Annotated in this window: 14 protein-coding genes and 1 tRNA gene; 9 read left to right on the top strand and 6 right to left on the bottom strand. The window is 60.9% G+C overall.

All coding sequences use genetic code 11. The features are described 5' to 3' along the window. Positions 1–49: 49 nt before the first annotated feature. Positions 50–526, bottom strand: a complete 477-nt coding sequence (locus B3H65_RS09520) for a PTS system mannose/fructose/N-acetylgalactosamine-transporter subunit IIB (RefSeq protein WP_117679890.1) — start codon at positions 524–526, stop codon at positions 50–52. A 103-nt stretch (positions 527–629) separates the two neighbouring features. After that, positions 630–1,055, bottom strand: coding sequence for a PTS sugar transporter subunit IIA (locus tag B3H65_RS09515; RefSeq protein ID WP_232205028.1), 426 nt, complete (start codon positions 1,053–1,055; stop codon positions 630–632). Positions 1,056–1,436: 381 nt separating this feature from the next. Here B3H65_RS09515 and B3H65_RS09510 point away from each other — a divergent pair, with 381 nt between their 5' ends. From B3H65_RS09510 to B3H65_RS09485, 6 genes are all read left to right on the top strand, one after another. Beyond that, positions 1,437–2,204, top strand: a complete 768-nt coding sequence (locus B3H65_RS09510) for a DeoR/GlpR family DNA-binding transcription regulator (protein WP_286685053.1) — start codon at positions 1,437–1,439, stop codon at positions 2,202–2,204. Positions 2,205–2,213: 9 nt separating this feature from the next. After that, positions 2,214–2,981, top strand: coding sequence for a DeoR/GlpR family DNA-binding transcription regulator (locus B3H65_RS09505; protein WP_009141163.1), 768 nt, complete (start codon positions 2,214–2,216; stop codon positions 2,979–2,981). Positions 2,982–3,082: 101 nt separating this feature from the next. Next, a complete protein-coding gene (locus tag B3H65_RS09500) occupies positions 3,083–5,170 on the top strand; it encodes a serine hydrolase (protein WP_286685052.1) in 2,088 nt (695 codons plus the stop codon). 216 nt (positions 5,171–5,386) lie between these two features. Further along, the gene (locus B3H65_RS09495; RefSeq protein ID WP_009141160.1) at positions 5,387–5,647 is read left to right on the top strand and encodes a hypothetical protein; all 261 of its coding nucleotides are present in this window, start codon (positions 5,387–5,389) and stop codon (positions 5,645–5,647) included. Positions 5,648–5,786: 139 nt separating this feature from the next. Then, positions 5,787–6,287, top strand: coding sequence for a helix-turn-helix transcriptional regulator (locus B3H65_RS09490; RefSeq protein ID WP_286685051.1), 501 nt, complete (start codon positions 5,787–5,789; stop codon positions 6,285–6,287). 3 nt (positions 6,288–6,290) lie between these two features. Beyond that, complete coding sequence (locus B3H65_RS09485; RefSeq protein WP_286685050.1) at positions 6,291–6,614, top strand: hypothetical protein; 324 nt, start codon at positions 6,291–6,293, stop codon at positions 6,612–6,614. Between the two features lie 2 nt (positions 6,615–6,616). Here the strand turns inward: B3H65_RS09485 and B3H65_RS09480 are convergent, their stop codons facing one another. The 4 genes from B3H65_RS09480 to B3H65_RS09465 form a co-directional block, all read right to left on the bottom strand. Beyond that, entirely contained in the window at positions 6,617–7,711 is a 1,095-nt protein-coding gene (locus B3H65_RS09480; protein WP_286685049.1) for a hypothetical protein, read from the bottom strand. A gap of 455 nt (positions 7,712–8,166) precedes the next feature. Beyond that, a tRNA-Arg gene (locus B3H65_RS09475) sits at positions 8,167–8,242 on the bottom strand. A gap of 5 nt (positions 8,243–8,247) precedes the next feature. Next, positions 8,248–8,619: a hydrogenase maturation nickel metallochaperone HypA gene (locus B3H65_RS09470; RefSeq protein ID WP_286685048.1), complete on the bottom strand. Its 372-nt coding sequence runs from the start codon at positions 8,617–8,619 to the stop codon at positions 8,248–8,250. A gap of 82 nt (positions 8,620–8,701) precedes the next feature. Next, entirely contained in the window at positions 8,702–11,494 is a 2,793-nt protein-coding gene (locus B3H65_RS09465; protein WP_286685047.1) for an FAD-dependent oxidoreductase, read from the bottom strand. A 282-nt stretch (positions 11,495–11,776) separates the two neighbouring features. Here B3H65_RS09465 and B3H65_RS09460 point away from each other — a divergent pair, with 282 nt between their 5' ends. From B3H65_RS09460 to B3H65_RS09450, 3 genes are all read left to right on the top strand, one after another. Next, positions 11,777–12,418 carry a TetR/AcrR family transcriptional regulator gene (locus B3H65_RS09460; RefSeq protein WP_009141154.1) on the top strand — a complete coding sequence of 214 codons (642 nt, stop codon included), beginning with the start codon at positions 11,777–11,779 and terminating at the stop codon, positions 12,416–12,418. Positions 12,419–12,516: 98 nt separating this feature from the next. Further along, entirely contained in the window at positions 12,517–13,491 is a 975-nt protein-coding gene (locus B3H65_RS09455) for a DUF5692 family protein (RefSeq protein WP_286685046.1), read from the top strand. 141 nt (positions 13,492–13,632) lie between these two features. Further along, entirely contained in the window at positions 13,633–14,055 is a 423-nt protein-coding gene (locus B3H65_RS09450) for a hypothetical protein (RefSeq protein ID WP_270479399.1), read from the top strand. Positions 14,056–14,237: the final 182 nt, after the last annotated feature.

The raw sequence follows: 14,237 nt of genomic DNA, 5'->3' as shown, positions 1-14,237 counted from the left end.
AGCGCCGGGAACACCCCGAATCCCCGCGGACTCGAAGCTGATTACCAACTTAGTAATTCTTGAGCAGCTCGCTCACCGGCTCCTTGGAATCGCGCGTGGTGGTCTGCATCCAGCACTCAACGCCCAGCGCCATAAGCTCCTCAAAGGCGGCCTTCTCCTCGGCGGTGACGGACATGTTCTTGTGCAGGCGGTGGCGCTGATCGTTAAAGCGCATGCCGGAGACGTTGAGGTAATCGAAAGGCAGGCCGTTCTCATGCAGCTTCAACGCGTCCATGGGATTGGTGAACAGCACCATGGTCGCCTTCTTGAGGGTGGTCTTCTTGAGAACGTCGATGAACTTGTCCACGCCAAAGACGCTAACCTTGATCTCCGGAACAGCCAGGCCCGCGACGGACTTCTGCACGGGGTCGTTAGCGACCTTGTCGGAAACGATGATCGCGGACTCGATGCCGTAATCCGGGATCCATGTGGTTGCCACCTGGCCGTGAATCAGACGGTCATCGATGTCTACAAGCTTGAGTGCCATGGTGCGTGCCCTTTCTTATCGGTGCCCTTTTTGCGGGCGTCCTTCCATAATTGATAACGGGCCAAAGCGTTTTTGGACGAGTTCTCCTTGGCCCCACCCACTGTTAGAGATCCAGCTCGTCCTCATCCTCGTCCGCTACAACCGGAGCCTTGATCTCTGCCTGGGCCTGGGCGTGCGCCGCTACAAGCTGAGCGCGGATGTCTTCTGCAGACTCCAGGCCATCGCGAGTGAGCAGCAGCTCGACCACCACGGGCATGGACAGGCCGGTATAGGCGATCATGTCCATACCGCCGGCCAGGCAGCGGGTGATGACGTTGAACGGGGTTCCACCGTAGATATCGCACAGGGCGACAACTTGATCGCACTCGGAGATCAGCTGAGCATAGGCGTCTTTCATCTCGGCCTCGAAGGTCTCCAGGCTCTTCTCGGCGGTCAGCGATAGGGTCGCCACGTCGGCCTGCTTGCCCGCGATCATCTCGACGGCACCCAGGGCGGCCTTCGCAAACTCTCCGTGACTAGCAAGAATCACACCAATCCTCATGAACTATCCAATCCCCTCTTCTAGTTTCAAACGCGATCTTGTCTTGCTTAGATCTTGTTAGCTATTCGAAATCCCTCAAGCGCACAGGTTTTTTTGCGCTTTTAAGTTCGAAATTGTTCTTTTTTATAATCGTTGCGTGTTCAATCTTTGTCAACGGCCAATCTTGCCAATTTATGTATATATGCAGGTAGATTGCCATTTTTAGCTTATTCATCCATCTGTGAACGGTATCTTTTGGACGACAAACGGCTCATTTTCAACCTAATCCGAACATTATTTTGTTCGTTTCTATAATTTACTTGATTGAACGAACATTCAGGCTATCATCATATATAACATTTGTAGTCTTTAGTCGTTCCCGGAGTTCGCATGCTCAAAGTTGAACGTCACCAGGCCCTACTCGAGCTATGCGCGGAGCACGGCTCCGCCAGCGTAAAAGAGATCTCGGACGCCCTAGGCGTCTCAGAGATGACCGTGCGCCGCGACCTTTCAGAGCTCGCCAACATGGGCAAGCTTGTCCGCGTCCACGGCGGCGCTCGCATGCCAAGCAGCGCCCATGGCACCAAGCTTACGCATGCCCTTACCCACGTTGAAAAGATGCAGGAGCATATTGATGAGAAGCGCGCCGCTGCACGGCAGGCCGCTCTCATTATCCAGCCGGGCGACACCGTCTTTTTAGGCGGCGGCACCTCGGTTGAGTTTATGGTTGATTTTCTACCGGACGGCCCCATACGCGTTATCACCTGCAGCATGCCCGTCTTCACCGCCCTGGCGGATCGCGACAACATAGAGCTCTACCTCTCCGGCGGCATCTACCGCAGGCGCACCAGCATTCTGCGCGGCCTGCCGGGCGAGCGCGCTTTGCAATCCATTGTGTGCGACAAGGCCTTTATTGGTACCACGGGCATCTTTCATAACGAGGTCTTTGGCACGGACACCGAAGTTGGCAGCTTTTTGCAAACCGCGTTCAACCGCTCAACAGAGCGCTACCTGGTTGCAGACTCCAGCAAGATTGGCCAGCGTGACTTCTTCTCGTTCTACTCCATCGATGACGTCGACGCCATCTTTATCGATTCAAACATCACGGACGAGCAGTACCGCCAGCTCTCCGAGCACACCCGCGTTATCTGCGGTTAAGGAGTTGCCATGCTAAAGAACGAACGCCAGGCAGCCCTGCTTGACCTCTGCGTGGAAAACGGATCGGTCTCCGTGCGCCAGGTTGTCTCCGCCCTAGGGGTCTCGGAGATGACGGTGCGTCGCGATTTTGACGAGCTGGCCGGCACCGGCAAAGTCGCGCGCGTGCACGGCGGCATACGCTCCATTTCGCATGCGTCCGCACCCGCCTACTCAGAGCGCTCCTATTCCGATAAGCTCGCCCTGCACGTGCCGCAAAAACGCGCCATTGGACAGGCCGCCGCACACCTTATCGAAGAACACGACACCATCTTTATAGGATCCGGCAGCACCTGCAACGCCATCGCGGCGAGCCTGCCCTCTACCACCCTGCGCGTGGTCACCAACAGCCTGTTGGTCTTCAACACGCTCGCTCCGCAAGATAACGTCGAGCTCTGCATGGTCAGCGGCTGTCACCGGCAGCGCTCTGCATCCATTGTGGGACCCATCGCAGAAGAGATGGTCGCCACGCTGGGCATAGACAAATGCTTCATCGGAGCCAACGGGGTTATGGGGTCCGTCGCCTCGACCTCTAACATCGAAGAAGGCCGCCTGCAGTCGCTGGCCTATTCTCGATCCGCCGCGCGCTACCTGGTGGCGGACTCCAGCAAGCTGGGCCAGATGGATTTCTACAACTTCTATAACCTCGACCGCCTGGATGCTCTTATCACCGACGACGCGGCAACGCCCGAGCAGCTTGCAGCCATACGCGAGCACACACACGTCATCCTCGCCCGCTAGCGACCGGCGCGCCGCCGTTCCAAAAATGGGCGCTCAACAGGTGCGCTTTAGTGGGATAGAATAGACAGCGCTCCTATACGCACTGGTAGAGAGTTTACGTCATGCAGCACAACCACGCCCCCCTCTCCCACGCGCCCGCGGCCGCCCTGCGCAGGCTCGCGAACAAAACGCTTCGCGCCGCGCTAGCTGCCGCCCTAATCGCCGCCGTGGCCACCCCTATCGCATCGCCCATCGCCCTCTTTGCGCCCTCCGTCGCCCTGGCAGAAGACACCGGATACAACGCCGACACCCCGCCGGAGCTGCAGGCGCAGTCCGCCTACCTCAAAGACCGCACCACGGGTACGGTGCTGCTCAACATAAACTCCGGCGACCGCCGCTACCCCGCCAGCACCACCAAGGTCATGACGGCGCTTCTGGTTTTAGAGAACGCCAAACTGGATGACACCGTCACCATTGCGGAAGAGGATTTTGCCGCACTGGACGAGAACAGCATGACCGCCGGTCTCGAGGTTGGCGAGACCCTCACCGTGCGAGACATGCTCGCCTGCCTGCTTCTGCCCTCCGCCAACGAGTGCGCCTACGCGCTGGCGCGCCACGTCTCCGGCAGCGTCAACTCCTTTGTGGAGCTCATGAACGCGCGCGCCAAAGAGCTGGGCTGCAAAAATACCAACTTCGTCAACCCCTGCGGCCTACATGACGACAACCACTACACCACCGCCTACGACCTCTCGCTCATCTTTGACGCCGCCCTTCAGCTGCCCGACTTTGTAGAGATCGCCGGCTCCGCCACCTGGGAGCTGCCCGCCACCAACATGCAAGAGGCGCGCACCATCGAGTCCACCGATGAGCTGACCAACGCCAACGGTCCCGTCTACGTCGAGGGCGTGCAGGCTGCCAAAACCGGATACACCGAAGCCGCAGGTCGCTGCCTGGTGGCTGCCGCAGCCCAGGGCGACATGAACCTCATGGGCGTGGTGCTGGGCGCGCCAAACACAGATTCCGGCAGCGGGGTCACCGCCAACTTTGTCGACATGTACACCATGTTTATGTGGGGCTTCGAGGCCTGGCAGTCCGGCGCCGTCATCTCTGAGGGAGCCGATCTTGGCACCGCCCCCATAGCTCAATCCAGCGATGGGGACGAGGTTGGACTGGTTGCGCTCGAGGCCTTCAACGCCACGGTGCCCATTGACACCAAAACGTCCGACCTCACTATCACCCCCACCTGGAAAGAAGAGCTCACGGCCCCCATCTCCGCCACGCAGGAGCTGGGCACCGTCACCGTCTCTCTTGACGGCCAGGAGCTGGGCACGGTCAAGGTGGGCGCCGCAACCACCATGCGCGCGTCGCTATTCGCCAAAATTGGCGCCTTCCTCTCCAGCCCGTTCAACATCATCATCAGCATCTTGGTCACAGCTCTTGTGGGCATCCTCGCCTACGTGGGCTTCTCCGTTGTTCGCGCACGCCGCCACCAGGTTTTTGGTGGACGAGGATCGCGTCGCTACCGCCAACCCGCCAGCCGTAGCGGGCAGGGTCGCGGGCGCGGACCGGCCCACAGCCGCGTGGCCCAGGGCGGCCGCCCCATCCCCGATGCGCGCGCCGGCGCCGTGCGGCATCTTGATCCCGCAGGCCGCGGTGGCCGTGGGACCGCATCACGCGACGGCTACGGCGATCGCGCCCCCTACGGCGAGCGCTCCTCTTACGGCGACCGCACTCAACCCGGCCCCCGCGCCGCGCGCGGCGACGCCGGCCGTTACGGAGCGACCCGCTACCAGAGCGCGCAGCAGCGCGGCGGATACGCGGGCGCGGACCGCTACGGCTCCGCCGAAAGCGGCAACCCGGATGGCCGTGCCCGCAGCCGCAGCGCCTACGGGCCACGCGAACGCAGCGTCTACCCCGCCGGCTACGACCCCGATAGCCAGCCCGGATCTTCCGTAGCCGAGACCCACGGCTTCAGCGTGCGCTCGCAGCAGACCAACGGCATCCGTCGCACCGACGGCACCGTAAGGCTCGCGCGCTCCGGCGGCGGCAGCCGCCCGGGAGTCCAGCCCTCGTCCTATCGCGGCGCCGGCGCGGAGCCCGATCAAGATGACGGACAGCAGCCCAGCTACTACCACACCAACCGCTCGCGCCGTGGCGGCAGCGATACCGGTGTGGGCATGCCCCATCCGCGTGGCCGCAACGACTGGTAGGGCGTCCGTTCTCGCCCACCAACCGCCTATCGACTGCAGCCATCTGCAAGGGCGGGCAAAACATCGAACACCATCTGAAGGGACGTTGGATTTTCCAGCGTCCCTTCTTTGTCGCTTTTTTGTCCGTGCGAAGTGGATAATACTAGAACAGACGTTCGTTGAGAACTGCAGTTCGTATACGAGCAAGCAGACAGATCGAACTCAGGGGAGGCATGCATGGATTACAGGGTACCGGTCGCCGTACGCCTGCGCGTCGACACAGATGGAACGGTCCAGCCCAAGACTATCGAATGGCCGGATGGACGAGAATTCGATATCGTTCGCGTGGGTGGTCGCACCCGCACGGTCGATCGCGAGAGCGGTGAGATCGGCTGGTGCTACGAGGTCACCCTCTCGCTCATGAAGCGCGACGAGGCGCGCCGACTCTATCGATTTGGGCCCATCTGGTACGTCTACTGCCACTCGCGCTATAGGTAAGTGGCCATGACCAGCTAATTTGCCGTATTGCCAAATGAAATGGCGCATCTTCGCTAACCGGCGCGGCGATAATATCGACAACGGGCCCGCCCTCGAACCTGGCGTTGCGCCCACCAGCCCCGCGAGAAAAGGACCGACCATGATATCTGACAAGCTCTTTGCCCTGCGCCGCCGCGCCGGCATGAGCCAGCAAGAAGTCGCGGCAGCCATAGGGGTCAGCAGGCAGACTGTTTCCAACTGGGAACAAAACCAAGGTGCCCCCGCCCTCGACAAGGCTGCCGAGCTCGCCCGCCTCTACGGCGTGAGCCTCAACGACCTTGCCAGCGATGAAGTGGACGTGGTGAGCTCCGCCGGAACGCGCGCTCAATCCGACCTCCATGTACTCGAAGCATTCGTTGGAGCCAAAGACACGACCATCAGCCTTTCGGGTGACGAGGCGACCATCCAGCACGCCAAAATTCTTGAAGCGGGCGGTGGCTGGCTGCGCATCGCCGTCGAACGCTCGACCGCGCTGTTCGGCAACCCCAAAACCAAACGCGAGCATGTCATACGCCTTATCGATTTGGACGATGTCCTGAGCATCACCATGGCGCCAGCTGCGGCACCATCGGCAAAAACCAGCGAGACGGAAGGAGCCTAAACGATGGAAACCTTCGGTATGATTAGCTTCGCCCTTCTCATCTACCTCATCTGCACCGTGCCCACCAAGAAGGACCTTAAACGTTTTCTAGAATCCGCAAACGGCTCTAGGGCAAACAAGTACAGGGGAGCTCTCAGCAGTCGCATGGGAACGCGGTGCAGCGTCACCCTAGCAGACGCGACCATCGCAACCGAGGGCATCACCCTTACCGGCACGCTGCGCGATGTAGATGATGAATGGGCGCTCTTTGAGGTCGAGCAAAAGAAGGGCGGCGCGCGTCTCACGGCGGTCCGCCTCGACTCAATAGAATCTTTTGAAGAGAAGTAGGGCTACCCTATTGTTTCGAGCGCATCCTGGGCGCGCTCAGTCATCGTCCGCTTTCTCGCTCCCCTCCTAAACCATGTGCGTAGGTCGTCCAACGTTGATCCGGCAGCATAGACCTTGTGCTTGCGCCCGCTTTTCGCAGTCAGCATGCAGCGGTTGCCGCTATCGCTATCCTCTACGGCAGATATCTTCTTGATGTAGTCGCGACGAAACGCCACGATGCGGGCGTTGCTGATAGACACAAACCAGTCCTCGTCCTCAAGCTCCGTGCCCGTAGCTCCGTGGGCAGCCATCTCGCGTGCGAAACAGAAGCCCAGCTCCCGCTCCTGCCTACCGATCAGCAACACGCCGCGCAGCGGCATACTGAGCATGCAAAGCGGCAAGACAGCCCCCAGCAGGATGAATAGAAACGGAACCATGGCGAGCACGGCGATGCCCACGTTCGCGAAGACAACCATAAAGATAAGGACGAGCGAGAAGACGGCCGCCATGCCGAGAAAGACGATCGTCAACGGCTTGATAGCCGCCCAGCACAGGCTCGCCTTGGTCATGGGAGCCTGAACGGCGTCGGCGACCTCTATCCCCTCTTCGGCCAAACGGATCAGCAAGTTGGAAGAACATACGCCCTCGAGGCTAACGGAGGAGAACTTTCCTTGCTCCGTGTAAAGCGCGATCGACATCATCTGCGTATGCAACGTCGCGGCGGTGATGTGGTCAAACGTGGTGCGCTTGCGCATGCCGACTATATTACGCGCCGAGATCCCCTCGCCATCGACATCGATGCGGGGCATGCTGAAAAGCGCTAACACCGCAAGGGCCGCAAGCGCCAGGCCGTGCCCCAGCCAAACCAGCTGATGGTCCCAAATACCCAGGGAGAGGCCCTGCCAGATATAAGGGACCAACATGATGACCTCGAACGCGACAGCGCAACCAGCCATGAGGAGACGAGGAGCCCGAGGCATGCGCACCGTGAAGCGCTCGGTGCTTTCATTCGCATCGCCGCGTTCCTTCGCGCCCACGCGTGCGACCCAAGCCGTGACGGGCCCAACGATCAGGACGATCATGGCGACGCGTAAAAATGACTCGAAAAAGCTACCCATGCAAAACCGCCTCGCTGCCGTAGGAGAGTAATTGCAGCAGGCTCTACCAGAGCAGCGGGCGAGCCGGCTATGGCTTAAGGGCGCTATTCCACAAACGGATGCGAACGCAGCGTGTTCGATTCGCTTGCGGGGAAAATATTTATACAGCAATGCGCCGTAGACGGGAGTGATTATGGTCGGCATCACCGCAGCAAGACAGAGCGAGCACCTATACCTTCGCATGACTTGCGATCAATTAAAAGAATTGGAGATCGCCGCCAATTGATCCGTTGGATGAAGACGTCGCCGCGTTTTACCTCAATCACGGATTTGAACACGTGCCTGGAAGCAACCGCCTATTTGCTCGCTTTTAGCTCCAAAGCAGCAATTTTCCATCGAGACCATGCGGTGGATGCCATGCTCAAAAAAGAAAAACGGGTCGAAAGGAACAATCCCTTCGACCCGTTGCATTCTCATGGTGCCCCCGGGCGGATTCGAACCGTCGACACCCGCTTTAGGAGAGCGGTGCTCTATCCCCTGAGCTACGGAGGCACGTATCAGATGATTTTAGCACACTCGTCCTCATCTGGAACCGCGATCTCCTTGATCATGGTCTCATCGCCTTGGATAAGATAGGTGTCGCCGCTACCGCAATTGGGGCAGGTGCGCCCATGCTCCACAGTTGGATATTGGCGACCGCATGCCTCGCAGTAGGTGATGGCGGGAATCTCCTCGATGGTGAGTTCCGCCCCGCGCATAAGGTCGTTTTTGTCGCAGGCCCAGCGCCAGCAATCGGAAAGATAGTCGTGCAGGATGCCCGAGACCTCGCCCAGTTGCAACGTCACGCCGGAGACGCGATGGATGTTGTTTTGCGCCGCGACCTCCTCGACGCTCTCGATGATATGAAAGACGATGCCCAGCTCGTGCACGAGCGGCCTCCTTTTTGGCTGAGGGGCGGCCGCGGATGGATGACCGCAACCGCCCTGTGTACTATGCAGCGATCAGCTTTGGCTACTTGCTCTTCTTACCAAAGCGAATCTTGATCTCGCGCTTGAGCGCGTACTTGGCGAGTGTGGGCAGCTTCTTCTCGTACTTCACCATACGGCTTGCATCCGGGTACTCGCGATGCAGGTGGATAGCATCGAATGCGCACTTGGTAGTGCACAGGCCGCAGCCGATGCACTTGTTCTCGTCCACGATGCTTGCGCCGCAGCCAAGGCAGCGAGCGGTCTCCGCACGCACCTGCTCCTCGGTAAAGGTCTCGAGGTACTCGCGGAAGGGCTCGGCCTTCTCGCGGGCGTAATTGCGCACGGCGTCGCCGCGGCTGGCGATGTCGTAGCTGCCAAACTCGACATCGTCCTTATTGAGCTCACGGTAGGAGCGCTGGTTGCGGCCGATGGTGAGGGTGGCGTTCTGCACAAAGCGGTGCAGGGAGACGGCGGCCTCATGGCCGGCAGCGATGGCGTCGATGGCGAACTTGGGACCGGTGTAGACGTCGCCGCCCACGAAGATGTCGGGCTGGGCGGTCTGATAGGTCTTGGGGTCGGCGACGGCGCCCTGGCCGCGGCCGAGCTCCACGGCGGAGCCGGCGAGCAGGTCGCCCCACACGATGGACTGGCCGATGGAGAAGACCACGCGGTTCGCGGAGACGGTGCGGGTCTCGTTCTCGTCATACTGCGGATCGAAGCGGCCCTCATCGTTGAAGACGCGCAGGCAGCGCTTGAAGGTGATCTCGCTCACGCGACCGTCCTCGCCGCAGCGGACCTCGACCGGGCCCCACCCGCAGGAGATGTGCACGCCGTCCTCGTTGGCCTCCATGACCTCCTCGGTGCTGGCGGGCATGTCCTCGGAGCTCTCCAGGCAGAATATCTCGACGTGCTCGGAGCCCAGGCGCGCGGCGGTACGGGCGACGTCGATGGCGACGTTGCCTCCGCCCACCACGATGGTGCGGCCATGCATGGGATCCGCGGCGCCGCCATTCTCCTGTTGCTCGGCGACGCGGCGCAGGAAGTCGACCGCCACGGACACGCCCTCGGCGTTCTCGCCGGGGATGCCGGGCAGGCGGCCGCCCTGGCAGCCGATGGCCACGTAGAAGGCCTTGAAGCCCTCCTCGCGCAGCTGGTCCAGCGTGATGTCGCGGCCAACCTCGACGCCGTAGCGGAACTCGGCACCCATCTCGCGGATGATGTCGACCTCGGCCTCGATGACGTCCTTCTCGAGCTTGTAGCTGGGGATACCGTAGGTAAGCATGCCGCCGGGGCGGTTGCTCTTCTCGAACACCACGGGCTTGTAGCCCTTCTCGGCCAGGTAAAAAGCGCAGGACAGGCCGGCGGGACCGGCGCCGATGATCGCGATCTTCTCATCAAAGCCACCGCTGGTGGTGGGGGTCACCACGGGCGGAACATAGCGGGTGTCCGCATCCAGGTCGCGCTGGGCGATGAACTTCTTGACCTCGTCGATCGCGATCGCCTGGTCGACGCGTCCGCGGGTGCAGGCATCCTCGCAACGGCGGTTGCAGATGCGGCCGCAGATGGCGGGCAGCGGGTTCTCGCGCTTGATCAGGGCCAGAGCGTCGGTGTAGCGACCCTGGGCGGCGAGCTTGAGGTAGCCCTGGACGGCAATGTGCGCGGGGCAGGCCGTCTTGCAGGGCGCGGTGCCGGTGTCATAGGTCTCGATGCGGTTCTTGATGCGGTAATCCGGGCTCCACTTCTCCGGGCCCCACTTGACCTCGTCCGGAAGCTCTTGCTTGGGATACTCCGGCACCTTGCCGGTGCTCGACGCGCAGAGCTTCTGGCCAAGCTTGACGGCGCCGGCAGGGCAAACCTCGACGCAGCGACCGCACGCGACGCACTTCTCGGTCTCGGTGCGGGCAACATAGGCGGAGCGGGAGAGGTTGGGCGTGTTGAACAGCTGCGAGGTGCGCAACGCGTAGCACACGTTCACGTTGCAGTTGCAGATAGCGAAGATCTTGTCCTCGCCGTCGATGTTGGTGATCTGGTGTACAAAGCCGTTGTCCTCGGCGCGCTGCAGGATCTCGTAAACTTCGTCGCGCGTGATATAGCGGCCGCGATCGGTCTCTACGATGTAGTCCGCCATATCGCCCACCGCGATGCACCAATCGCTGGGATCATCGCCGCAGCCCTGGCCCAAGCGGGCACGGCTCATACGGCAGGAGCAGGGGCTGGCGGCGTACTTACCCTCGTACTTGTCGAGCCAATGCTCGATATGCTCAACGGACACGGACTGGTTCTCGGTCTCGATAGCCTTCTCGACGGGAATGACGTGCAGGCCGACGCCGCCGCCTCCCAGCGGAACCATAGCGGATGCCTTGGCCAGGGCGTTCTTGGAAGACTGCTCGAAGAACTTGGCCATAACGGGATGCTCGTCCAGCTGGCTCTGGCGCATGTTCATGAACTCGGCGGATCCGGGCACCAGCATGGGCAAAACCCACTGCTTGGTGCGGGTGGGATTCTCCCAGTTGTACTCGAGCAGGCCGATGTAGCTCATCTCGTCCAAAAGCTTCTCAAGCGGTTCGGCATCCATGCCGGTCGCCTTGACGGCCGCCTCAAGCGTATAGGGCTTGCGCATCTTCATCTTCAGCAGCACGTCGGCCATCTCATCGGTCGCGGCGGCGTCGAACGCCCAGTACTCATACGGCAGCAGCTCATCGCGCTTGAGCATACGGTTGGTGCAGTGCTCGCACAGCGCGACGATCTTGGGACGAGGGTTTTTTGGCAGCGGCGGAACAAACTCCGCTCCGATATCGTCCTCGCGAAGCGAGATTCCGGGTCCGTTTACGATCATGTGGCTCCCTCTCTAGCGCACCGCATTCGACAGCATGCGATGCACGGTGCTGCACGGCGCGTGCAACGTACAATCCTCAACGCCGGCACGGGGCGCCAACCCCGCGGGGCCCATTCCCCAAAGCCGGTCGGGCACAAGACGCCTGCGCCACACCACCCTTAGGCCCTGCCGTAACCGTTCATCGGCTGATATTGACGCTTCGTCAAAAATTAATATTGACGGTTTATCAACAATAATCAAGACTATATCGGCGAGATACCAACAACTTGACGGAGGCGGTACGTGGACCAGCAAGTTTCCCATGAGGAGTCAAGACGTCACGAGCGCCATGCCCACGACGACAGGCGCGAGGAGATTCTCGCGGCGGTTCGGGACGCATGCGCCGAGGAGGGCGTGAGCAGGTTCTCAGTCTCGTCCATCACCAAGCGCGTGGGATGCACCCGCTCGCTCTTCTACCACTACTTCCCCGATAAGGAGGCCGCGCTCAACGCCGCGCTGGACGACATCATCGAGTCCTTTATCGAGCGTCTGCAGGCATGGAACTCCGATCGCGAGCAAGGCGATATCGAAGGCGCCCTGGACGATGCGGTCGCGCTCATGAAGCATATAGTGCTCGACGAACGCGACCCGTCCAAGTCGCTGGCCACCGGCGGCAACGCGGCGCTCTACACCGCGTTTGTGCACCGCGTGGCGGACCGTACGGCGCGCTATATCTGCGACTCCACCGTAGTCGACTTCGCCCGCTACCACGAGGTGCGTATCGACCACGTCTACGAGACCTTTTACGTGCTCATCACCGGCCTGGTGATGTACATCCGCACGCACCCGGACGCGCCGGACGACCTTATCAAGGACATAGTCGCCAGCACGCTCCACATCGAGGGATACACCGAGAAATACAAAGATCGTCGCCCCGAGCGCTAGGCGCATCGCCCACGCTCAAGGCTCGATATATGGACATCGTCTTTGGATCAAAGGGATCGCCTTTCCTCGTCCAAAGACAAAAAGAAGGGAGTTTGTCCATGTTGTTCCAGGTATATGGCGAGACCGCCATGTTCCAGTGGCTGGGTTGGGTCGCGGTATTCGCGTGCCTGATCCTGGCCAACGAGGTCGCGCGCCGCTCTAAGGCCGGAGGCATTTTCTGCTTCCTGGCGCTGCCCGCCGCGCTGACCGTCTATTTCATCAGCATCTACGTGTGCGCCGGCATGGGCATGGAGTGGGCGCTTAACAACCCCACTTACGTGCACATGAACAGTTGGTTCCACTACGCCAAGCTTTACGCCGCCACGGCGGGCTGCATTGGCTTCATGATGCTCAAGTACCGCTGGGGCAAGCTGGGCAAGGCCGAGTGGTTTAAGGCGTTCCCGTTCGCCATCGTCGCCATCAACATCCTGATCGCCGTGGTCTCCGACTTTGAGAGCGCCTTCCGCGCCTTTGGCACCACCTGGGTCTCCTCTGAGGGCGTCACCCTTATGGGCGGTTGGCACAACGTCTTCAACGGCTTCGCCGGCTTGATCAACATCTTCTGCATGACCGGTTGGTGGGGCATCTACGTCTCCAAGAAGAAGGACGACATGCTTTGGCCGGATATGACCTGGGTCTTCATCATCGCCTACGACCTGTGGAACTTCTGCTACACCTACAACTGCCTGCCCACCCACGCCTGGTACTGCGGCCTGGCGCTGCTGCTGGCCCCCACCGTGGCCAACTTCTTCTGGAACAAGGGCGGCTGGATCCAGAACCGCGCGAACACCCTTGCCCTGTGGTGCATGTTCGCCCAGGTATTCCCCATGTTCCAGGACTACAGCGTGTTCTCCGTCGACTCCGTCAACAACCCGCAGATCAACCTGGTTGTCTCCGTCATCGCGCTGGTCGCCAACATCCTCGCCCTGGGCTACATCATCTACCGCTCCAAGAAGCTGGGTGTGAACCCCTACAAGCACGAGGTCTTCCGCGGCACCCGCGACTTCGAGCAGGCAATGGCCCGCGCGGAGTAGCGCCCACGGCGATACCCAACCGCACGTTCGCCCGAGCGCTTGGCATGAGCTGGAGTTATGCCAGGCAAAACGGGTATAGTAACAGGCGGCTCGCAGATTTGCGGGTCGCCTTTTTGTATACCTCGCCTATGGGAGTCACGCATGTCGCAAAACAGAAAGCTACTGAAGGTATTCAGCCTCATCCAAGTCCTTGTCGCCGTATTCGCCCTGGTACTGGGCTTTGTAACCATCGGTAGCTCCGAAGCTGCAGCGGGCACCACCGTCGACGTCTTTGGCATGCAGCTCGAAGGCGGCATGTGGACAATGCTCTGCGGCGGGCTCTCCATCGCCACCGGCGTTCTTACCTTTATCTCCGCCGCGCTGGGCATCCGCGGAGCCAACCGCCCCAGCTCTTTGGGCGGGCACGCCCCGGCGAGCGTTTTGGCCGCGGTCTGCGGCATCGCATCCGTTGTTCTGGCGATCTCTGGCGGCCTGCTTACCTGGATCGTCACGGCGGCTGCAGCCATTCTGGCAGCTCTCGCCGCCATTTTCGATGGCCGCGTTCGCAAGGAGCTCGACCGCTAACGCGGCGGAGCGCTCTGGTTGCCATAGAAACTGAAAACGGGGGGTGGCTCATATGGGCCGTCTCCCGTTTTCATGCCTCGATTCGCAGCGATCCGCCCGCGCGGCGCGCCCCGGAAACCCTCTGCCTGTGCAAAAGCGAAGGTTAATTGCATCGATTCTGGAAAATGTCGAGTAGACCCCCT

Source organism: Collinsella sp. UBA1693 (assembly GCF_002320115.1).
Taxonomy (GTDB): Bacteria; Actinomycetota; Coriobacteriia; order Coriobacteriales; family Coriobacteriaceae; genus Collinsella; species Collinsella tanakaei.
Note: the sequence above shows the minus strand (reverse complement) of the source record. Positions and strands in the feature narration are given on the sequence as shown.